This is a genomic window from Priestia sp. JSM ZJ58 (assembly GCF_044383985.1).
Taxonomy (GTDB): Bacteria; Bacillota; Bacilli; order Bacillales; family Bacillaceae_H; genus Priestia; species Priestia zanthoxyli.
In genome coordinates this window covers 2395495-2416951 of the sequence record NZ_JBISEM010000001.1, presented here as the reverse complement: position 1 = coordinate 2416951, position 21457 = coordinate 2395495, and the positions used below count along the sequence as shown (strand labels likewise).

General features: G+C 36.0%; 20 protein-coding genes and 1 pseudogene. 17 read left to right on the top strand and 4 right to left on the bottom strand.

Features of this window, described 5'->3' with window-relative positions:
* Positions 1-2: 2 nt before the first annotated feature.
* From ACH6EI_RS12845 to ACH6EI_RS12810, 8 genes and pseudogenes are all read left to right on the top strand, one after another.
* Positions 3-269 carry a hypothetical protein gene (locus ACH6EI_RS12845; RefSeq protein WP_028413373.1) on the top strand — a complete coding sequence of 89 codons (267 nt, stop codon included), beginning with the start codon at positions 3-5 and terminating at the stop codon, positions 267-269.
* A 136-nt stretch (positions 270-405) separates the two neighbouring features.
* Positions 406-2493, top strand: coding sequence for a PAS domain S-box protein (locus ACH6EI_RS12840; protein WP_028413372.1), 2088 nt, complete (start codon positions 406-408; stop codon positions 2491-2493).
* Positions 2494-3055: 562 nt separating this feature from the next.
* The gene (locus ACH6EI_RS12835) at positions 3056-3187 is read left to right on the top strand and encodes a YjcZ family sporulation protein (protein WP_033578960.1); all 132 of its coding nucleotides are present in this window, start codon (positions 3056-3058) and stop codon (positions 3185-3187) included.
* Positions 3188-3793: 606 nt separating this feature from the next.
* A pseudogene (locus ACH6EI_RS12830) lies at positions 3794-5392 on the top strand (M4 family metallopeptidase); the annotation flags it as partial.
* A 307-nt stretch (positions 5393-5699) separates the two neighbouring features.
* A complete protein-coding gene (locus tag ACH6EI_RS12825; protein WP_028413369.1) occupies positions 5700-6440 on the top strand; it encodes a metallophosphoesterase family protein in 741 nt (246 codons plus the stop codon).
* A 300-nt stretch (positions 6441-6740) separates the two neighbouring features.
* A complete protein-coding gene (fsa, locus tag ACH6EI_RS12820; protein WP_028413368.1) occupies positions 6741-7409 on the top strand; it encodes a fructose-6-phosphate aldolase in 669 nt (222 codons plus the stop codon).
* 164 nt (positions 7410-7573) lie between these two features.
* Positions 7574-7792 carry a spore germination protein gene (locus ACH6EI_RS12815; protein ID WP_028413367.1) on the top strand — a complete coding sequence of 73 codons (219 nt, stop codon included), beginning with the start codon at positions 7574-7576 and terminating at the stop codon, positions 7790-7792.
* Positions 7793-7907: 115 nt separating this feature from the next.
* Positions 7908-8195, top strand: coding sequence for a hypothetical protein (locus ACH6EI_RS12810; RefSeq protein ID WP_028413366.1), 288 nt, complete (start codon positions 7908-7910; stop codon positions 8193-8195).
* A gap of 29 nt (positions 8196-8224) precedes the next feature.
* Here ACH6EI_RS12810 and ACH6EI_RS12805 read toward each other — a convergent pair whose 3' ends face one another.
* The 3 genes from ACH6EI_RS12805 to ACH6EI_RS12795 form a co-directional block, all read right to left on the bottom strand.
* Positions 8225-8896, bottom strand: a complete 672-nt coding sequence (locus tag ACH6EI_RS12805; RefSeq protein WP_028413365.1) for an NAD(P)H-dependent oxidoreductase — start codon at positions 8894-8896, stop codon at positions 8225-8227.
* A 299-nt stretch (positions 8897-9195) separates the two neighbouring features.
* Entirely contained in the window at positions 9196-9336 is a 141-nt protein-coding gene (gene sspL / locus ACH6EI_RS12800) for a small, acid-soluble spore protein L (RefSeq protein WP_013057030.1), read from the bottom strand.
* Positions 9337-9511: 175 nt separating this feature from the next.
* Positions 9512-10282 carry an SDR family NAD(P)-dependent oxidoreductase gene (locus ACH6EI_RS12795; RefSeq protein WP_028413364.1) on the bottom strand — a complete coding sequence of 257 codons (771 nt, stop codon included), beginning with the start codon at positions 10280-10282 and terminating at the stop codon, positions 9512-9514.
* A gap of 359 nt (positions 10283-10641) precedes the next feature.
* On the opposite strand from ACH6EI_RS12795, the gene ACH6EI_RS12790 reads away from it, so the two are divergent.
* From ACH6EI_RS12790 to ACH6EI_RS12780, 3 genes are all read left to right on the top strand, one after another.
* On the top strand, positions 10642-12102 hold the full coding sequence (locus ACH6EI_RS12790; RefSeq protein WP_226313294.1) for an ATP-binding protein: 1461 nt from the start codon (positions 10642-10644) through the stop codon (positions 12100-12102).
* On the top strand, positions 12099-12806 hold the full coding sequence (locus tag ACH6EI_RS12785; RefSeq protein WP_098999322.1) for a response regulator: 708 nt from the start codon (positions 12099-12101) through the stop codon (positions 12804-12806). The genes ACH6EI_RS12790 and ACH6EI_RS12785 overlap by 4 nt, the downstream gene beginning before the upstream one ends.
* Before the next feature lie 198 nt (positions 12807-13004).
* A complete protein-coding gene (locus ACH6EI_RS12780) occupies positions 13005-14312 on the top strand; it encodes a CitMHS family transporter (protein WP_108674721.1) in 1308 nt (435 codons plus the stop codon).
* Between the two features lie 41 nt (positions 14313-14353).
* On the opposite strand, the gene ACH6EI_RS12775 is transcribed toward ACH6EI_RS12780, so the two are convergent.
* The gene (locus ACH6EI_RS12775; protein ID WP_098999324.1) at positions 14354-14953 is read right to left on the bottom strand and encodes a DedA family protein; all 600 of its coding nucleotides are present in this window, start codon (positions 14951-14953) and stop codon (positions 14354-14356) included.
* Between the two features lie 337 nt (positions 14954-15290).
* Between ACH6EI_RS12775 and ACH6EI_RS12770 the strand changes: the two genes are divergently transcribed.
* From ACH6EI_RS12770 to ACH6EI_RS12745, 6 genes are all read left to right on the top strand, one after another.
* Positions 15291-16571, top strand: coding sequence for a GntP family permease (locus ACH6EI_RS12770; protein WP_014460118.1), 1281 nt, complete (start codon positions 15291-15293; stop codon positions 16569-16571).
* Positions 16572-16590: 19 nt separating this feature from the next.
* On the top strand, positions 16591-17367 hold the full coding sequence (locus tag ACH6EI_RS12765; RefSeq protein ID WP_028413363.1) for a 3-hydroxybutyrate dehydrogenase: 777 nt from the start codon (positions 16591-16593) through the stop codon (positions 17365-17367).
* A gap of 195 nt (positions 17368-17562) precedes the next feature.
* On the top strand, positions 17563-19023 hold the full coding sequence (locus ACH6EI_RS12760; protein ID WP_028413362.1) for an aminoacyl-histidine dipeptidase: 1461 nt from the start codon (positions 17563-17565) through the stop codon (positions 19021-19023).
* 244 nt (positions 19024-19267) lie between these two features.
* Positions 19268-19741, top strand: coding sequence for a hypothetical protein (locus ACH6EI_RS12755; protein ID WP_034266114.1), 474 nt, complete (start codon positions 19268-19270; stop codon positions 19739-19741).
* Positions 19742-19916: 175 nt separating this feature from the next.
* Entirely contained in the window at positions 19917-20492 is a 576-nt protein-coding gene (locus ACH6EI_RS12750) for a GNAT family N-acetyltransferase (RefSeq protein WP_028413360.1), read from the top strand.
* 252 nt (positions 20493-20744) lie between these two features.
* Positions 20745-21431 (top strand): O-methyltransferase, encoded by a 687-nt coding sequence (locus tag ACH6EI_RS12745; RefSeq protein WP_028413359.1) that lies wholly within the window; start codon positions 20745-20747, stop codon positions 21429-21431.
* Positions 21432-21457: the final 26 nt, after the last annotated feature.

Sequence of the window (21457 nt, the reverse complement as noted above, 5' to 3'; positions counted from 1 at the left end):
TTATGAGAAAACGAAAACAAAAAGCATTGATATCAGGTATTACGCTATCAACGGTAGGAGTCGGCATTACGTCTTATCTATTAAGCGATGCTGCGAAACGCCGAAAAGTAAAAGGACTTGTTCGAAGTGCCAAAGTAAAACTTTCAAGTTTATCCAAAAAACAGCAGGTAAATGCTAGCCTAAATAAAGATGCGCATTCAGATCCTACGTACGTTTCTGAAAGCAATATGATTTCAGAAGGACCTATGTATCAAGATCAGCATAGATAATAAAAAAACTAGTCTTGCCTCGGGCGAGACTAGTTTTTTTTATCAATTTTATAAATAGCAGCGCTTATTCATGTTACACTCTCTATATAAGGGAATTATTTCACGCATATTTACAAGTAAAGGAGGAATAGAAGGAGTGATTAGTAGCGGATTATTTGTTAACTTATGTATTTTTTCGTTTTTTGTCAGCATTATGATTGCGATACGAATATTTTTGCTGCAGCGTCTAGCCCATAAATACAAATGGATGAGTGGTATTTATGCAAGTATTGTTTCTGCTATTCTTATGATATATAGCGTTACGTATCAACAGATTACATATGATTTACGTTTTCTTCCTCTTATTTTGACCGTTCTATACTTTGGTTATAGAGCCGGTGCAGTTGCAGGTATCACTATGGCTGTGTGCAGTATCTATTTAGAAAGTCATTGGTTACTGACTATCTTAATTTTAATCTTTACCTTTTTATTTTCCCTTCCTCTTATTCGATATAGAAAGCAGTTTTCTTTATTAAAACAATCTCTTCTTTGTTTTTTTATTCATTTTATCGTTCATGTCTTACTGACGAATTACTTCTGGAATACACCTATTCAGTCGCCGTTTTATAGCGAAATAGAATATTTAGTGTTCGGAATTCTCGGACTGGGAGTAGCTGTAGCGACGATAGAATTTTATCGTAAATTTTACGCTGTAGCAGAAGAAGCTGCTTATGCTGGATCAGATTCATGTAAGGATGAAGAAGATTCTTTTTTTGTCAGAATAATGAAAAAAGAACTAGAATATACGAAAGAACAGCTGGAGTCTTTTATTAATCATCACATGGATGCGGTGATCATAACTGATTTAGAAGGGCGGATCTTGCGAGTTAATGAAGCCTACGAAAAAGTATATGGCTGGAAAGCCCACGAAGTAGTTGGGAAAACATATTACGAAATAGCAGGGGCTTTTAGTGAGGACGTACATGAGAATATAAAAAAGACGGTTGCTGAAAAAGAGGCAATCAATCGAGTAGAAGTTGTAAGAGCTCGTAAAGACGGAAGTTTAGTAGATCTTCGCATCACTATTTCGCCAATTTTTAATGGGAAAGATGAGTTAATAGGTTTGTCTGGAGTATGTGTGGATATATCTGAGGCTAAAAAAGCGAGAAAAGAGCTTGACTTGCTGCATCGTAAGCTTAAGGAAAGTGAGTTGAAATATCGAACGTTATTTGAATATGCAAACGATGCAATTTATTTACTTGAAATAGGTTCTAATCATTTTCCTTCTCGTTTTATCGAAGTAAATGAAGCTGGATGTAAGCGCTTTGGATATACGAGAGAAGAGCTTTTATCCATGCCATGCCAAGATATTATACCTAGAGATTCTGACATTGTTCGAAAAACGGTTGAAGAAATTCGCCAAGGAAATCTTTCTTTCACGCTGCAATCACAGTTTACATTTAAGTCTGGAGAAGTAAAAAAACTAGAATATAGTGGGAAATTGTTCAATATAGAAAACAAAAAAGTGCTTCTTATTGTTTCAAGAGACAGGACAGAATACCTAGAAACAGAAGAGCTGTTGCAGAAATCTGAGAAATTAGCAGCGGTGGGTCAGCTTGCTACAGCTATTGCTCATGAAATTAGAAATCCTTTAACGGCCATCAAAGGGTTTATGCAGCTATTAACTGAAAAAGCGAGTAAAGAAGAGTTAACCTATATGAACATTATATCCTCTGAAATTGAGCGTATTGAAATGATTACAGATGAATTCATGTCTGTGGCAAAACCACAGGCTGTAACATTTCAGTCGATTGATTTGCAGCTGTTAATTCAACAAGTGATTTTATTGCTGCAGCCTCAAGCAACCATGAAAAACATTTTTATTGAACTTCACTCATATGGAGAATTGCCTCTTGTATATTGTGAAAGCAATCAAATGAAACAGGTGTTTATAAATATTCTTAAAAATGCGATTGAAGCAATGCCTTCCGGAGGCGAAATTAAAGTTGAGCTGAGACAAAAAGACAACAATCACCTTCATATTCAAATTATTGATGAAGGTGTAGGAATTTCAAAAGATCGCATTAAACATTTAGGTGAACCATTTTACAGTATTAAAGAAGACGGTATTGGGTTAGGGTTAATGATCTGCTTTAATATTATCCAGCAGCATAAAGGAACTCTTAGTATTGAAAGTGAAGTAAACAAAGGGACGAATGTGGAAATTTGTTTACCGTTAAAATAAAAGGTAATCAGTTAAAGGCAGAAGAAATTTTGCAACAAGTTGTTTAGTAAAGTTATAATATTCTATGTTGGAGTAAAATAAGCAAAGGAGTGGTTACGATTAAACAGAAAAAGTGGATTAACATATTTCGTATTCTGTATATTATTTTTGCTATTATTGCAATTGGAGCATCTTTTGGAGACTATTCTTTCGGGCTTAATAATCCCCGCATAGTCAGTTTAACGGCTCTCGTTTTGGCGGTTATTTGTATTGTTCCGTATTACATACTTCGCTTTAAAGAACAAGCTTCTAAAAGTAAATAAGTTAATATTTGTTATCTTAAAAGAGGCTGTGACAAAAGCAGTTTAGTTGAAGGAAAATCCGAACGATGAATCGTTCGGATTTTTTCATTGGTAGGGTGAACGTAGGTTTCATCTATTTAGTTGCTTCTAGCTATTGATTGGAGTGATTTCGTTATGTCTCAATTTCTTTTTTATCGTTATAAAAGGGCGATAAATGGGCGAGCATTTTTTCTAGCCTGTACATATGCTATAGAGTAAACAGGCTACGGAGGTGAAGTGAAATGGGATTTTACAACTGGGGTTACGGCGGTGGTTATGGCTACGGCGGCTACGGTAGTTACGGTGGCGGTTTTGCATTAATCGTTGTACTATTTGTTTTATTAGTTATCGTTGGTTGTGTATGCTTGAAATAAACAGAAAAAGCACGGATTTACAAAGATTTTAGTAGATTCGTGCTTTTTTACGTTCATAAGAAGTACAGTACTATAATAAAATAATGTTGTGCACGTACATAAAAAACATATAAAAAATTTAATTAATAGATTAAAAAAATAAAAAAATGAAGAGGAAGAGTATATTTAAGCCGAAAAAATGGTCTGAAATTTATAATTTTCCTTATAAGTAATTTTTGTAAAATGCTTCATAGAACTGACAGTAAGAACGAATAACGCTACCTAGCCTACTAGTTTTTATCAGCTGGCTAGAAGAATTATTTTACTTGTATGAAAATCAACATAAATGATTTTCATATAGTTTAAATAGGTAAAAAAGACTTATTGTAGAGGACTTATTTTTAATTTTCATAATAATAGGAATATTGAAATAATATATAGACGTAGTAATTTTTAGTTGCTATAATGTTGCTAATTATCGCAATTAACAGAAAAATTGAGGTAATTAAATTTACTAGGGATAGGGAGAAAAAAACTATGAAAAAGAAAAAACAGGCTTTAAAGGTATTATTATCAGTTGGTATTCTTTCTTCATCATTTGCTTTTGCACATACGAGCAGTGCTGCGCCAAACAATGTACTTTCAACTGAAAAGTATAACAAAGAAATTAAGTCTACTGAGTTTATTTCCGGAAAGCTCTCAGGCCCGTCATCACAGAAGGCTCAAGACGTCGTATTTCACTATATGAATACAAATAAAGACAAATATAAATTAGGAAACGAAAATGCTCAAAACTCATTTAAAGTGACAGAAGTGGTGAAAGATCCTATTGAACAAGCAACCGTGGTACGCTTGCAGCAAGTATATAATAATATTCCCGTTTGGGGATCTACTCAATTAGCACACGTAGCGAAAGATGGAACCTTAAAAGTTGTATCAGGTACAGTAGCTCCTGATTTAGATAAAAAGGAAAAGCTAAAAGGCCAAAAGCAACTTGACAGCAAAAAGGCGATTCAAGTAGCTGAAAAAGACTTAGGCTTTAAGCCGACGTATGAAAAATCTCCTTCATCTGAACTGTATATTTATCAAAATGGTTCAGACACTACATATGCTTATGTAGTAAATTTAAATTTCTTAAATCCTGAACCAGGCAACTATTATTACTTTGTTGATGCTACTAGCGGTAAAGTACTGGATAAGTACAATACAATTGATTCCGTAGCTGGTCCAAAAGCCGACGTGAAGCAAGTGGCAAAGCCGGCAGCGAAACCTGTAACAGGCACAAATGCTATTGGCTCAGGTAAAGGAGTTCTTGGAGATACTAAATCCTTAAAGACAACGTTATCTAGTTCTACTTACTACTTACAAGATAATACAAGAGGCGCTACAATCTATACGTACGATGCAAAAAATCGTACATCTCTTCCGGGTACGCTATGGGCCGATACCGATAATACGTACAATGCAACTCGCGATGCAGCTGCAGTAGATGCTCACTATTATGCAGGCGTGACATATGATTATTATAAAAACAAATTTAACCGCAACTCCTATGACAATGCAGGAGCTCCGCTAAAATCGACTGTTCATTATAGCAGCGGCTACAACAATGCGTTTTGGAATGGCTCTCAAATGGTATATGGAGATGGAGATGGAACTACTTTTGTTCCGCTATCAGGAGGATTAGATGTTATCGGACATGAATTGACGCATGCGGTGACAGAAAGAAGTTCTAATTTAATCTATCAATATGAATCAGGTGCATTAAACGAAGCGATTTCCGATATTTTCGGAACGTTGGTAGAATACTATGACAACCGAAATCCAGATTGGGAAATTGGAGAGGATATTTATACGCCTGGAACAAGCGGCGATGCACTTCGTTCAATGAGCAACCCAGCGAAATACGGAGATCCGGATCATTATTCAAAGCGCTATACAGGTTCTAGTGACAACGGCGGGGTTCATACAAATAGCGGTATTATCAACAAAGCTGCCTACTTGCTAGCTAACGGAGGAACTCATTACGGAGTTACTGTAACAGGCATCGGCGGAGATAAGCTAGGAAAAATTTATTACCGTGCCAATACGCTATACTTCACTCAGTCTACAACGTTCAGCCAAGCACGTGCAGGTTTAGTACAAGCTGCTGCTGATCTATACGGTTCAGGCTCTCAAGAAGTAATTTCAGTAGGCAAGTCATTTGACGCAGTTGGTGTTCAATAAGCTATAAACCAAAAGTCGCAAGATAAATGAGGTATCTGGCGACTCTCTATACTACCTAACTACCAATAAAGGAGTACTCGTATAAATATATTACAGTACTCCTTTATTTTATGTTAATAAATAAGGAAGATAGATTTCTTCCCAATCCATAAAAATCCGCTTCTTATTCCTCCCTTTTATATCCATTCGAATTATACCGTTGCTTGTTAAATGAAGAGGACCCGTTTTAGTAAACGGTCTTATCATAAAATGTTATAATAAAGAAAAGGCTTGAATACATACATATGAAAAAGGAGTGGAGGAATCAATGGACAAAATTGCTGTTATTTCAGATATCCACGGAAATCTCCCTGCATTAGAAGCAGTTTTAGCTGACATACAACAACGAGATATCCATCGCATCATTTGTCTAGGTGATTTAGTAGGAAAAGGACCGGATTCAAGTAAAGCAATTGATATCATAAAAGAAAAGTGCGAAGTAACAGTAATGGGGAACTGGGATGACTTCATTACAAAGCCTGCGGAATTTGAAGCGTTAAAATGGCATCAAGAGAAGTTAAGTTCAAACCAAGAAGCATACTTAAAGGAACTTCCTTTTTCTGTTGAGTTTATGATGAGCGGGAAATTAATTAGAATGTTTCACGCTTCACCTAGAAGTCTTTATGACCGAATTCAACCCTGGGATTCACTTGAAAAGCGCCTTAGTCTATTTGCTAATACGGAATATACGGAAAATATAAAAGGATCAAGAGAACCGGATGTCATCTGTTACGGAGATGTACATAATGCATTTATTCAACATATTAAAGGGAAAACGCTGTGTAATGTAGGAAGTGTAGGAAACCCGCTTGATTTACCACAAGCTTCCTATCTTATCTTAGAAGGAAAGGATCAAGGCGAAAGTCCTTCAGCATTTTCTATTCAATTTGTGCGTATTCCATACGATATTGAAAAAGCAATCGAATTGGCGAGAGCTGTAGAGATGCCGGACTTTGAACCCTACGTTCAAGAATTAAAAACAGCTCGCTATAGAGGACTAAAAAATTAAGAGTAGAATGTATCTTAACCTTCAGCATAAATGCTGGAGGTTTTTTAGTTGAGTAAATGAGAGGTTTTTTAGTTGAGTAAATGAGAGGTTTTTCAACATCATTAGTATGATACATACAAATAGAAGTTATTCAGGTGAGTTTAAAGAAGGGAAAACTTGGAGAAAAACATACAGCATTTGAAAGGAAATAAATTTTATTTTATGAAGACAATATGAAGAGGGCAATTCCATTTGAACATAAAGTTATGCAAAAATGCCCCTGAAAAGCTGGTTTTAACATAACGAGTGGAGGAATACATGATGAAATTTTTTATTGATACAGCTAACCTGGAAGATATTAAAAAAGCATATAAAATCGGGGTATTATCAGGTGTTACCACAAACCCTTCGCTAGTAGCTAAAGAAGGCGTAAAGTTTGAAGATCGCATCGAAGAAATTTTAAAAACCGTCCCGGAAGTAGAATCCGTTTCAGCAGAAGTCACACCCGACACAGTAACAGCAGAAGACATGATTGCGCAAGCAGAAAAGCTTATAAAAATTAACGGAGGAGACAAAAATATAACAATTAAACTTCCTATGACCATTGCTGGATTGGAAGCAACCCGTTATCTAGCTAAAAAAGGCGTGAAAACAAACGTAACGTTAATTTTTACAGTGAATCAAGCGCTTCTAGCAGCCCGTGCTGGTGCGACATACGTATCGCCATTTTTAGGACGCTTAGATGATATTTCAGAAGACGGTGTGTATCTGGTATCTCGAATTGCCGAGCTATTTCGAATTCAACACATTGACTCACAAATTATAGCAGCGTCAGTCAGACACCCAGATCACGTCACACGAGTAGCTCTTGCTGGGGCTCATATTGCGACTATTCCGTATGCTGTAATTGAACAATTAGTAAAACACCCGTTAACAGAACAAGGAATTGAAAAGTTTGCATCAGACTGGGAAAAAGCTGTGAAAAGTTAAATTCACTTAAGGAGAAGACATCATTTGAGTGTCTTCTCTATTTAAAGGGTATACGAAGATTCTTTTTTTCTATTTTGCAGCAAACAACTTATCATTAATAGGCGAACATCCTATACATATATACAGAGATGACATACGTTAATAGAAACGAAAGAGGTGGTAAAATGGGATGTATTATTAACATTGAGAATATCGTGACTAACGGGTTAAAAGACAATTCAAATGTAAGCGTAGGCTGTGTTGTACAAAATAGTCACACGGCCAATACAAAATCGGTAGGAGCTTGTTTTTCGTTTGGAAATGGCTCTCCTGCTATTGCCTCTATGACAAACAGTAATATCGACTTTTGCAAAGATGAAGAAAATAAAGAGCAACAATCTTAAAAACAATTCCAGAAAGAGTATTTCTGGAATTGTTTTTTGGTAAGTGATAGAGTTTTGTTAACGAGATATTTTATGCTCCAAAAGGAAAATATTCATAAAGAAGGGGAGCTGTGCTATGAGCATTATTTCTATGATTCCTTATACATACGTTGAAAGAAAAATAAAACGAACAAAAAAAGTGACGATTCAGCATTCAAAAGACATGTGCTTATATACTGATAATATTGAAACAGAGAATGAGTCCTTTCACATTAACAGCGTATTTGACATCTCTTACAAATGCGTTTCAAAAGAAAGCGGCTTTTTATACTTACATACAAATCAAGGAATGTTCGCTTATACCATACACACCGATCCTGGTGATTTTATAGCAGCATATAAAGATATAAAAAAGAAGAGGTGAGCAACGTCACCTCTTCTTTTTTTGGTTTATTATTTGATCCACTGTACAACTTGATCCATACTTCTTCTTGTTTTTTCGCGTTTAGGTTCGTGAATACGGTAGCCGAACGCAACCATAACAGAAACATCAAACTTGCCGTCTTCTAGTAATCCTTCTTCTTTTAGAATTTCATGTACTTGGTCATAGTTAAACCCTTCAATTGGGCAAGAATCAATGCCAATTTGAGCAGCTGATGTCATCATATTAGCTAGTGCAATATAAGATTGTTTGCTGGCCCAATCAAATAGTGCTCGCTTGCTTTCGAACAAGTGAAAATCATTTTCTTGGAACTCTTTGTAGCGAGGCATTAATGTCTCTAATACATCCTCCGGCATTTCTTTTACGTTTTTCTGAAGATTTAACACATATTCAGAGTCATATCTTGCGTCTGTACGAGAAAGAATAATAACAAAATGACTTGCTGTAGGAATTTGGCCTTGTGCTCCCCAAGAAACAGCTTTTAATTTTTCTTTTAAATCTTCATTTTCAACGACTAAAAATTTCCACGGCTCGTAACCTACTGAGCTTGGAGATAAACGCCCCGTTTCTAAAATGAATTGGAAATCTTCATCGGAAATTTTCTTCGCTGGATCAAACTCTTTTGTAGCATGACGAAAGTTAAATGCGTCTAAAATTTCTTGTTTCTTATCTGTATTGTTCATGTGTAAACAACCTTTCTGTAAAAATATTTAATGATGAACTGTTCAGAGTAATCTATACCCTGTATAGCTTACAACTAACAGTCAGTTAACATACAATTTGTCGTAAAATCCGTTTGCAGATTTATCATAAATCATATAATTCATCCTAACAAGTACGCACATTTTTGTTGTATAGTATACTTTTTTATACTATTGATACAGTTTTATAAGAAGCAGAAAGAAGTAAACGACCTGGGGAGTGTATGTAGGAAAGCAGTTAAGAGGGGGAGAAAGGAGAAGAGGAACCTTCTCCTTTTTAGTTAAATTTTTGTATTTGATTTTTTCGCTTTGTTTTCAAGTTCACTTTTCGGTTCTGTTGAAAATTCAACATCTTTTCCGTGCCCTTGAGGGTTAACACCAGGAGCTACTTGACCTCGGTTAGCAGATTTTTTTGTACCCATTTTCGTCACCTCCGTTCGGTTAGTATGTGCAAAAAAGTGAAACAAAAATCAGGAAATAAAGAGTGCAAGTATAAGTCGAGTTTGAACACGACTATCTTTAAGCATTTTCATCACATAAACAAGATACCCATTCAAGAGTCCATAAAAAAACACCCCTAAAAGGGTGCTTTTCTGTTTAAGAATCTGAACTTGTCGCTCTGTCTGCATATGGATAGATAGGATCTTTTAATTGAAATTCGTAAGTCACGCCATCTACAAGTCCTACCGTTTTATTGCTATCATAAAGGTCCAGCATAAAAGCAGCCATTTCTTTTGACGTATGAAACTTAGGTACTCGTCCTTCGTATTCAAAATCACTCATATCCATCGAACGCTGTGCAAATTCTGTTTCAGTAGCCGCTGGAGCTAGAACTTTAGCCTGCATTTTTGATCCTCTTCCTTTCAATTCTTGAGAAAGACCTTCTGTAAATGCACTTACATAGAATTTTGTTGCGCAATAAGTGACTGCATCAGCAACAATGGTGTAGCCGCCTCCAGAAGAGACATTAATAAGCTGTGTACCTTCAACATTTTCATAATCTCTTACAAATAGAGAAGAAAGAATGGTTAAGGCTTCGATATTTAAGTGAAGCATTGTTTCAATTTTAGTTAATTTTTGTTCACCGACAGAAGCAAAGTTTCCAAATCCAGCATTGTTAATCCATGTTTCTAACTCATATTCTTTAAGCGACTCATAAAACGTGTGAGCATTTTCTGCCACGGATAAATCAACCGACTGGATAATAACATTTACATCTTGGTTCAGTTTTTCAATCTTTTCTTTTAACTCATCCAGCTTGTCCTCTCTACGTGCAGCTAATATAAGGTTTTTTCCGCGCGCTGCGAAAGCTAAAGCTGTTTCATATCCAATTCCCGAACTTGCGCCAGTGATTACTGTATATTTCATGTTAATTCCTCCATTTGCGATGTTTTCGAATTGATTATAATTGTTAAAGTATACTTTAAGTCAAGCGTTTATTCGATTTATTTTTCCCTTTATCAGTCTGATTATAAACATTTGAAGTTTGGTGCTAAACTTCCTTTTTTTTATGCTAAACTTAAAACAAAAGACGGTATTTTATTTCATTATTAATTCCTTAAAAGGAGGAATGTATGCGTTCTCTTTACGTGAATAGAAGACTTAGCTTACTTGCCCAAATTACATTACTCATCACTGTAGTTATTCTTGTTAGTACCGTCCTTGTATGCATCTTATTTTCTGCAATGGTAGATGAAATTGTCGAAAAATATGTAGGTAATCAAGCTATGACAGTAGCAAAATTAGCTTCTGAAGATAAAATGATTGTAAAAGCTTTTAAGCAGAAAAATCCTTCTGAGCACATCCAACCTGTTGCTGAAAAAATAAGAAAAACCACAGGGGCAGATTATGTCACCATCGCCAATGATAAAGGAATACGCTATTCTCATCCCAATAGTAGTTACATTGGAAAACATACCAAAACAAGCAATGAAGCTTCTTTAAAGAAGCATCAATCCATTATTTATAAAGGAAAAGGAATTTCAGGATTTGCAATTAAAGCCAAAACCCCCATATGGGATAGCCAAGGAAACGTTATAGGTGTTTCTTCGGTAGGGCTTCTTGTAAGCAATATAGAAAAACAGATTAATGATTATAGAATAAAAATTATTAAATTGTCCTGTATTCCTTTTCTTATTGGAGCATTTGGGGCTTTCTTTATTGCAAGGCGGGTAAAAAGACTAATATTTGGACTGGAACCAGAGGAAATTTCCTTTCTTTTTAAAGAAAAAGAGGCTACCCTTGAATCTATTCGAGATGCTACTGTTACTGTAAATGTCGAAAAATATGTAACGTCGATGAATAGAAGGGCTAGAGAGCTCTTTGATAACCTTCATTTAGCAATAGGAGGAGAGATAAAGAACACCCGTTTAGGACAGCTAATTGATCAAGCAATAGAAGAGAAATGCGTGTATTCTAACCAATCCCTTCTACTAGATGGTCAGCAGTATATTTTAGATTTATCTCCTATTGTAAGAAAAAAAGAAGTGCAAGGTATCGTTCTTACCATAAGAACTTTATCACAAATTGAAGAATTGACTGAAGAGATTTCTAAAATTAAAATGTTCTCTGATAATTTACGCGCTCAAAATCACGAATTTTTAAATAAGCTGAACGTGATTTACGGGTTATTAAGGTTAAAGAAATATGAGCATGTCATGCAAATGATTTCATCAGAGGTAAAGGAACGCCAAGATATTCTTTCTTTTTTAATGTCTTCTGTGAAGGATCCTTTGATTGCTGCCTGCTTACTTGGGAAAATCAATCGTTCGAAAGAATTAGACGTCACTTTAGAAATTGATCAAGATAGTAACTTAACAAGTACTTTAGATATCGAAGAGGCAAAAAACGTTGTTTCCATCTTGGGGAATTTAATTGATAATGCGCTCGAGGCTGTGCGAGAACATAAAGGGAACGTGCTGGTATCTTTTACAGATGTAGGAAACGACCTGATTTTTGAAGTTGAAGACAATGGACAAGGGATATCAAAAGAAGTAGAAAATATGATTTTTATAGATGGTTACACAACGAAAAAAGGTGAAAATCACGGGATTGGATTGACCATTGTTAAAAGATCTGTAGAGTTGCTTAAAGGTGAACTATACATAAGCAAAAGTATGTTACAGGGAGCAAGATTCACATTAGTTATCCCAAAGCTATTAAATAATGAAAAGGAAGAATCGATATGACTGAAAATCAAATTAATGTCATGATTATAGAAGATGATTCTACAGCTGCACAAATTTATGAACAATTTACTAAGAAACTAGAGCATTTCACTGTTGTTGCGACAGCAGGATCTGGAGAACAGGCTTTAGAATTACTGACAATATTTACACCGCAATTAATTTTATTAGATGTCTTTTTGCCAGATATCAATGGAGTAGAACTGCTATGGGAAATTAGAAAGAAGTATCGAGGAATCGACATTATTTTAATAACGGCAGCCAATGATGTTGAAACAGTAGGAGAAGCAATAAGAGGCGGAGCGTTTGGTTATTTGGTGAAACCTGTAATTATTGATAAATTTTTATCTACTTTAAAACATTATCAGTCTACGAGAATAGAATTAACTGAAAATAAAATGATTAATCAAGACAAAATAGACCATTTATTTAGAACACATCATAGTCGCCGCAATCAATCAGCGGCTGCAGTAACAGCATTTCCTAAAGGTATTGATAAACATACTCTTCGTTTGGTAAGAGATAAAGTTTGCAAAGTTCAGGAAAGCTTGAATGTAGATGAGTTTGCTCAATTAGTCGGTATCAGTTATTCAACAATGAGAAGGTATTTAGAGTATTTAGTATCGTGTAAGGAAATGCAGGTTGAAATAGTGTATGGAAGTGTAGGGAGGCCCGAACGGAAATATCGAGTAACTAATCTTACATAAAAACGAGATAGTGGGTTTTTATCCGCTATCTCGTTTTTATATAGAAATGATGCATGAAAAAAATGAAAAAAATTACTTTTATAAAAGATATTAAACTTATGTTGGTTATCTATGAACCAGCTTCAACAAGTGATACCTTTTTAGTAACGTGTAGCAAATAAAAATGAAAACGTTATCAAAAAAGGAGGAAAAATATCTGTGCTTTCTTTATTAGGATTTTTAATGGTTGCAGTCTTCATGTATTTAATTATGTCAAAACGACTTACCCCAATGGTTGCTCTTATCATTATCCCCATCATATTTGGTCTAATAGGCGGTTTTGCTAGTGGAATGGGACCTATGATGCTCGAGGGTGTAAAAGACATTGCGCCTACAGCTATTATGATTTTATTTGCTATTTTATATTTTGGGTTGATGATTGATTCAGGATTGTTTGACCCTCTTGTTTCATTCATTTTAAAGGTTGTAAAAGGAGATCCTCTAAAAATCGTTGTAGGAACTGCTGTGCTTTCAATGATGGTTGCTTTAGATGGGGATGGAACTACTACATATATGATAACGGTTTCTTCTTTGCTTCCGCTATATAAACGCTTAGAAATGAATCCACTTATCCTTGCAGGAGTAGCGATGCTATCTATGGGAGTTATGAATATGACTCCGTGGGGAGGTGCTTCTGCTATGGCTATGAGTTCATTAAATTTGGATTCATCTCAGTTGTTTTTGCCTTTGATACCTGTAATGGGTTTTGGGCTTCTATGGGTGCTATTTGTTTCTGTTGTACTTGGAAGAAGGGAAAGAAAAAAGTTAGGAGTTATCAATATTAAACATTCTGCAAATGAAATTGCACACGCACATGAAGTAGAGGGAACAGTGCAATATTCAGACTATCGACGTCCTAAGTTAGTATGGTTTAATTTTCTGCTTACCGTTAGTCTTATGGTGTGCTTAATTATGGACTTCATGTCGCTGATGCTTTTGTTCATGGTAGCATTCGCTATTGCATTACTAATAAATTATCCAAACATCAAAGATCAACAGCAGCGAATTTCATCTCATGCAAATAATGCGGTAGCCGTCGTTTCAATTGTTATTGCAGCAGGTATTTTTACAGGAATTATGTCTGGAACAAAGATGATTGATGCTATGGCAAATGCACTTGTAGGAATAATTCCAGATGCAATGGGCCCTTTTTTGCCAGTTGTAGTAGCATTTTTAAGTGCTCCTTTTACATTTTTTATGTCTAATAATGCTTTTTATTTTGGCGTATTGCCGATTATTGCTCAAGCTGCCGAAAGTTATGGCATTAGCGCAGCTGAAATTGGAAGAGCTGCTATCTTAGGACAACCTGTTCACGTGATAAGTCCCTTGGTAGCAGCAGCTCACTTATTAATTGGAATGGTAGGAATTGAATTTAGTGATTTGCAACGATTTTTAATTAAGTGGGCGCTAGGAACTACGGCGGTGATGACACTAGCTGCATTAATCTTAGGTGTTATTTCTATTTAATAAAAAAAGACCCCGAGGGGTCTTTTTTTATATTCTTAATCTTAAGTTGAACTAGACTGTTCGCTGCAGCTGCTCTTTTTTAAATAGAACTTATAAATTAAAAATCCGCATACAGCCACTACCGCTGCAATTAGAATATAAGTTTGTGCATCTGAGATAAAAGACTGAATGGACTTAAAGTTTCCGATTTGTCCTAGCCAAAGCATGGCAATATTCAAAGGAAAGATACCAAGAAATGTGAGCAGAGCAAACGGCATAGGTTTTACTTTAGATAGCCCTGAAAGGTAAGAAATGTAGTTGCCGAGCCCTAAAGGACGAGCAATCGCAATACTCCATAATCCGCATTTTTTAAACCATTTTTGCGATTTCTCAAATGCTTTTTTCTTTTTTGATAATTTTTTCTTTACCTTATCTTCTAATTTATAGCCTATCCCATACGGTATAAAGCTAAAAGCTGTATAAACGGCGCTTCCTGCAAGAGCGATTAATAATAATTTCACTATGTGCATGTTTAATAAGTATCCGTAGGTAAGGGTGAGAAGAGAACCAGGAAACGGCAGGGAGGAAGCCTCAATGGCCAGTCCGCTTAAAAGTCCCCAAATTCCAAATTGTTTCAGTAAGTCTGTTATGAAGTGTAGCATAAGATCGCCTCTTTTTCTGTGTCATAACATTCAAATACCCATCTATATGTTCGGAAAAACTTATAAGAGAAAAGAAAATAAAGGAAGAGCGCGGGATATAACAGAAAAAAACTTAGCTTGTACAAGGAAAAAAGAAGGAAGTATATTTTATAGCTTCTACTCAAAGTGAAATTATAGGAAAAAAATAATTGAGTGTGAATTTTTAAATAAACTACGACTTTTATTCATAGTTTTGATTCCTTTTATTCATTTTACTTATAAAACTAACGGGTGTAAACTTGTTGTGTTGTGAAATAATCCATTATGTATATGTATTAAAAGGAAAGGAGGTTACCGTGTGGTTATTATTGTAGGATTGTTATTGTTGATGTTTTTTGCTTATCTAGGATGGTCTATTATCTGGGTGGCACCTGTTGTCGCTACGTTTGTTGCTTATTTTAGCGGTTTAAAAGTACTGCCTACTTATACAGATGTGTATATGGGAGGGTTTGTAGATTTCGCTGCAAAATGGTTCCCCATCTTTTTATTAGGAGCCGTCTTTGGAAAGCTAATGGAAGATACAGGCGCAGCTAAGTCGCTAGCGCAGCGCATTGCTAAATTGTTTGGAAGTAAAAGAGCCATTTTAGGGGTGCTGATTGCTTCAGCCATTTTGACATACGGCGGAGTCAGTTTATTCGTTGTTGTCTTTGCGATTTATCCTTTAGCAATCGCATTATTTCGAGAAGCTAACGTATCGCGAAATTTACTGCCAGCAACCATTGCACTCGGAGCATTTACATTTACAATGACAGCGATTCCAGGTACGCCTCAAATTCAAAATCTGATTCCGACTGCTACATTTAAAACCAATGCAATGTCCGGTTCGATTATTGGAATTGTCTCAGGTCTTATTATGGCAGTGGGAGGCTATTTATGGTTAGCTTATCGCGATAAAAAATTAAAAGCTAAAAATCAAGGGTTTACTGAGCCTAATGAATCATCGGTTGCCGCAAGTGAAGAGCAGGACTCGATGAATGTAATGTTAGCTATTTTACCGCTGATTATCGTTGTCGTGACATTAAACGTTTTAAAATGGGAGCCTATCGTATCATTATTAATTGGTATTTTTTCTATTTTACTTATTAATTTCAAACACTATAAGACGTTTATTTCTTCTATAAATGAAGGAGCAAAAGGATCCGTAATGGCTGTTATTAACACGAGTGCAGCAGTAGGCTTTGGCTCGGTTATTACAGCAGTTCCAGAGTTTAAAGATGTCACGCACGTACTACTAAACATTTCGAGTAATCCGCTCGTTTCAGAAGCGTTAAGCGTTCAAGTGCTAGCGATGATCACGGGTTCAGCATCCGGTGGTATGGGTATTGCGCTTCAAGCATTAGGAGATACGTGGTATCACTTGTCTCAAACGACGAATTTAAGCGCCGATGCGCTTCACCGTATTGCAAGCGTTGCGTCAGGTGCATCTATTTTACCGCATAACGGCGCGTTGTTAACGCTATTAGCTGTAACTGGTCTTCGGCATAAAGAAACGTATAAAGACGTATTTGTTGTTGCATTTATCATCCCGACAATCGCTTTATTTGCAGGAGTCGCATTAGCGGCAGCCGGCATTATTTAAAAACAGGAGGAGAATACACATGGTTGAAAATCAAGTAATTGTAATCACAGGAGCAGCAAGAGGAATTGGATTTGAAATAGGTAAACGATTCGCTGAAAACGGCGGGAAAATTGTGTTATCTGATATTGATCAAACTGCCGTAGAAGCTGCAGCACAAAATCTTCGTGAAGCTGGATTCGAAGCACTTGGTGTCAAAGCGGATGTAACAAAAGAAGAAGAAATCAAACATTTAATTGAAACAGCAAACGCACATTTTGGAGCGGTTCATACGTTCATTAACAACGCTGGTTTGCAGCATGTTTCTCCAATCGAAGAGTTTCCAACTGAAAAGTATGAGTTAATGATTAAAATTATGCTGACAGCTCCATTTATGGCGATTAAGCACGCGTTTCCAATCATGAAAAAACAAGGGTTCGGACGTATTATTAACGTTTCTTCTATCAATGGTTTAATCGGTTTTGCAGGCAAAGCGGCTTATAACAGTGCCAAACACGGTGTAATTGGGCTAACAAAAGTAGCTGCTCTTGAAGGTGCAGCACACGGTATTACGGTTAATGCACTTTGTCCTGGTTATGTGGATACACCACTAGTGAGAGGTCAGTTAGATGGTTTAGCTAAAACAAGAAACGTACCATTAGAAAGCGTTCTTGAAGAAGTTATTTATCCTTTAGTCCCTCAAAAAAGATTACTAGACGTGAGCGAAATTGCTGACTACGCTATCTTCTTAGCGAGTGATAAAGCAAAAGGTGTAACTGGTCAAGCGGTAGTAATGGACGGCGGATATACAGCTCAATAAAAATAGAACAAATCATTAAAAGCATAAATGAGTCCAACGGGCTCATTTATGCTTTTTTAGGTTATATCTATTCTATTGAGTTAATCAACGTTAAAATATAACTAGGCGATACATAAAAAAAGCCTCATATGCTATTTCTACTGTCAAGATAAATAGTAGGATAAAAAAGCGTACAGATTAGAAAGGATGATACATATGGTGCAAACAGTAAATGAATTAATTAAACATCCGGTTTTCTATTTCTTTAACGAAATCTCAGCTATTCCTAGAGAATCTGGAAATGAAAAAGAAATTAGTAACTATTTAGTTTCTTTTGCAAAAGAAAGAAGCCTTGAGGTTATCCAAGACGAAGCTTTAAATGTAATCATTAAAAAGCCGGCAACTAAAGGATATGAACATGCTTCAGCTATCATTTTGCAAGGACATATGGACATGGTATGCGAGTTAAATAAAGGAACTGTCCATGACTTTGAAAAAGATCCGCTTCAACTGCGAATTGTTGAAGATATGCTTTATGCAAATGGTACTACGCTAGGAGCTGATAACGGGATTGCCGTTGCATATGCACTGGCTTTACTAGATGCTCAAAATATAGCGCATCCCTCTCTTGAAGTAGTCATTACCACTGAAGAAGAAACGACTATGGGCGGAGCCATTGCTGTAAATCCAGCTTATTTTGAAGGGAAAATCTTTATTAACCTTGATACAGAAGAGGACGGAAAGCTCCTTGTCAGCAGCGCAGGCGGGGTAAAAGGCGTGCTTCGTATTCCTATAAACTGGGAGTCGTCTTCCAATAACTCAGAAACATATAGCTTAAGCATCGGAGGACTGCGCGGCGGACATTCCGGAATGGAAATTGACAAAGAAAGAGGAAATGCGAATAAACTGCTAGGGAGAGTTTTGTATGATTTACAACAAGAACTTCCCTATTCTTTAAGCAGCATTAGCGGAGGATTAAAATCAAATGCAATTCCCCGTGAATCAGAAGCAATTCTATCAGTTGAGCCTTCTGAGGTAGGAAAGCTAGAAAATAAGATTCGTGAGTGGAACGAAATAGTAAAAAATGAATTACAAGCGGCTGATCCGAGCGTATATGTAAAAATAAACAAATTTTCTTCCGTTGAGAAATGTTTTACAAGAGAAACGACAGAACGAATTGTACAAGCTATTATGCTAACACCAAACGGCGTTCAAAGCATGAGTATGAATATTGAAGGATTAGTAGAATCTTCTACCAACTTAGGTGTGATCACGACGACAGAATCTGAGGTTGTTTTTCAAAATGAAATTCGCAGCTCAGTAAAAAGCTTAAAAGAAAAAATAGTAAGTCAAGTGCGCATACTTGCTCAGGTAGTCGGGGGAAGAGTTGAAACAAAAGGTAATTATCCTGAATGGGCGTACAATGGAGATTCAAAAATTCGCGAATTATGTAAAAAGGTTTACAAAGAAAAGTATGGTGAAGAGGCGGAGATCATCGCCATCCATGCTGGAATTGAATGCGGTATTTTCTTAGAAAAAATCCCTGGATTAGATGCCATTTCGCTCGGACCCGATATGTACGACGTTCATACACCTGATGAACACCTGAGCATTCCGTCTACTATTAAGACATGGGAATACTTATTAGCAGTATTAAAAGAGGCAAATAAGATATAAAGTTATCAGCATTCCTATAATCTTAAAAAGAGAGCTTCTGTAAAGGAGCTCTTTTTCATTCGTCATTTATCAGATAATAAATAGGGTTCCATCAACGCGTCAGGCAATTGAGAACATTTATGTAAGCGTTTTACAAATAAAGGTTTTAAAACGGTCCTAAAAGAGGTAAACAATTACTAAAACGATAGACAAATGAATTCAAAACAAGCTCTGCAACTAATAAATTAGTAGGGAGAGAATGTATATGAATGATAATAGTCTTATCAAAGATCCTTTTTTAGAAAAAGGAGAAATTGAATTTTTAGAATTAAAGAAAGACGAAATACGTTATCTAAAGTTCGATCGATTTTTAAAAGTCATTAAAGCACTTAATCAACGCAGTGATAAAGGCTACCAGAGTCTTATGCTTTCCGTTGATGGCTTTAAAGGTACTTCAAGAGAATTATATGAGATAGAGGAGTTTCGCAGGTATGTAAATTTGTTAATTAATCAAGTTCCTCAAATGTTATTTTATATTCATGATAAAAACAAAATGACTAATCAAATTTTGAAGAGTTTATCAAATAATAGCAGCCAGCCGGCCTCTATAGATCCTAAAAGAGCACGTTTAATGATTGATGCCATACAAGAGCAAGTAACGAAAACAGAAGATAAAGAGATAAAGGAGAATCTTTCTGAATTCGTATGTAAAATCCAGAGCTTTGTGAATCAGTATTAACAGTTCCCAATAGAAAAGCAGAATCCATATTATAAAAAAGTACGAGAACTTAAAGCTTCTCGTGCTTTTTTTGTTGGGAAAACTGTAGAAAAAGAAAAGGATTATCAACATATATTGATAAATAATAAAAGTAAAACTTCATATTTGGCAGTGAAATAATCAGGAGGGATGAACATTGAATCATATTGAAATAAGAAGACCAAAAATAGAGGACAGCGCAGAACTCCACGAGCTTTTTAATGAAGTGATCACAGATACCTTTCATAGAGAGGGTCTATCTGACATGGTGAACGATATACAAATAGAAATTGAAAGTAAAGAACAATATTTAAAAAGTGACCTTGATAGCGATGGGAAATGTCGATTCTTTTGGCTCGGAATAGATACGTGCACCAATAAGATTATTGGCTGCATTGAATATGGCCCTGTTAGTGAATTAATTATGGCATGTACAAAAGGGGAGCTGCAAGGATGGATTGAAATCGGCACAGTTTTTGTTCATCCAAAGTACCAAAGAAAAGGGGTAGGAACACTGCTTATACATATTATGCTGCTTACGCTTCAAAGCAGAGAAATTAAAAAAATTTGTTTGGATAGCGGATACAAGAATGCTCAGAAAGTATGGAAAAACATATTTGGAATTCCCGATTACTTAGTAAAAGATTACTGGAGCAAAGGATATCATCACATGATTTGGAAAATAGAAACAGAACGTACACCGATAGTATTTAAGTTCAGTCATAACGGATAATAAGATGTCTTCTAGAAAATAGCCGGTAGAAAGGTACCGGATATTTTTTACGGATTGAGCTACGATTATTTAAAGATAAAAAAAGACCTCTCTGAAGGTCTTTTTTTATGGACATATAACAATTCTTTTTAAGAGCGAGCAGGATAGTTTATTAGAGAGCTAGAACACATTCATAATACGAACGATTACGGCAACAAGCTGAATATGAGAAAAACATATTCGTATCTTTGAATAATAAAGCTTTTATCACTTATGTGGAGGAGTATGGAAATGTCTATATATGAAATTTGGAATGAAGTGGATCTTTATATGAATCATAAGCTCATACAACCTGACCCTATTCTTGATGAGGTATTGAAGGCAAATCAAGAGGCTGGATTACCTGCCATCGACGTATCGCCTAGTCAAGGAAAGTTTCTGCATTTGTTAGCTTCATTAAAAGGGGCTAAACGCATTTTGGAAATTGGTACTCTTGGAGGGTACAGCACGATTTGGCTAGCCAGAGCTCTTCCGAAAGACGGACAGCTGATTACGCTCGAATTAAGCGCTCAGCATGCAGAAGTAGCACGAGCTAATTTAAAAAGAGCGGGAGTAAGCCACTTAGTAGAAGTCATTGTCGGCCCCGGGCTTGATACATTAGCTGTATTAAAGGATAAGGGAACAGAGCCGTTTGATCTTATCTTTATTGATGCTGACAAGCCGAATAACCCAAATTACTTAAAGTGGGCTCTAGAATTATCAAAACGAGGAAGTACGATTATTTGTGATAATGTTGTTCGTCAAGGGCATGTGGTGAACTCAGAAAGTGAAGATGAAAATGTAAAGGGAATTCGACAATTTATGGATGCTCTGGCTCAAGAAAAACGAATCAGCGCCACGGCTATACAAACCGTTGGAAGCAAAGGCTATGATGGATTCATTGTAGGGATTGTTGAATGATAGAACTCGTGTTACATATAAAGAGG

Coding starts and splice junctions, on each gene's coding strand:
- ACH6EI_RS12845 (WP_028413373.1), top strand. CDS start 3: ATGAGAAAACGAAAACAAAAAGCATTGATATCAGGTATTACGCTATCA.
- ACH6EI_RS12835 (WP_033578960.1), top strand. CDS start 3,056: ATGGGATTTTACAACTGGGGTTACGGCGGTGGTTATGGCTACGGCGGC.
- ACH6EI_RS12825 (WP_028413369.1), top strand. CDS start 5,700: ATGGACAAAATTGCTGTTATTTCAGATATCCACGGAAATCTCCCTGCA.
- fsa (WP_028413368.1), top strand. CDS start 6,741: ATGAAATTTTTTATTGATACAGCTAACCTGGAAGATATTAAAAAAGCA.
- ACH6EI_RS12815 (WP_028413367.1), top strand. CDS start 7,574: ATGGGATGTATTATTAACATTGAGAATATCGTGACTAACGGGTTAAAA.
- ACH6EI_RS12810 (WP_028413366.1), top strand. CDS start 7,908: ATGAGCATTATTTCTATGATTCCTTATACATACGTTGAAAGAAAAATA.
- ACH6EI_RS12805 (WP_028413365.1), bottom strand. CDS start 8,896: ATGAACAATACAGATAAGAAACAAGAAATTTTAGACGCATTTAACTTT.
- sspL (WP_013057030.1), bottom strand. CDS start 9,336: ATGGGTACAAAAAAATCTGCTAACCGAGGTCAAGTAGCTCCTGGTGTT.
- ACH6EI_RS12795 (WP_028413364.1), bottom strand. CDS start 10,282: ATGAAATATACAGTAATCACTGGCGCAAGTTCGGGAATTGGATATGAA.
- ACH6EI_RS12790 (WP_226313294.1), top strand. CDS start 10,642: ATGACAGTAGCAAAATTAGCTTCTGAAGATAAAATGATTGTAAAAGCT.
- ACH6EI_RS12785 (WP_098999322.1), top strand. CDS start 12,099: ATGACTGAAAATCAAATTAATGTCATGATTATAGAAGATGATTCTACA.
- ACH6EI_RS12775 (WP_098999324.1), bottom strand. CDS start 14,953: ATGCTACACTTCATAACAGACTTACTGAAACAATTTGGAATTTGGGGA.
- ACH6EI_RS12765 (WP_028413363.1), top strand. CDS start 16,591: ATGGTTGAAAATCAAGTAATTGTAATCACAGGAGCAGCAAGAGGAATT.
- ACH6EI_RS12760 (WP_028413362.1), top strand. CDS start 17,563: ATGGTGCAAACAGTAAATGAATTAATTAAACATCCGGTTTTCTATTTC.
- ACH6EI_RS12755 (WP_034266114.1), top strand. CDS start 19,268: ATGAATGATAATAGTCTTATCAAAGATCCTTTTTTAGAAAAAGGAGAA.
- ACH6EI_RS12745 (WP_028413359.1), top strand. CDS start 20,745: ATGTGGAGGAGTATGGAAATGTCTATATATGAAATTTGGAATGAAGTG.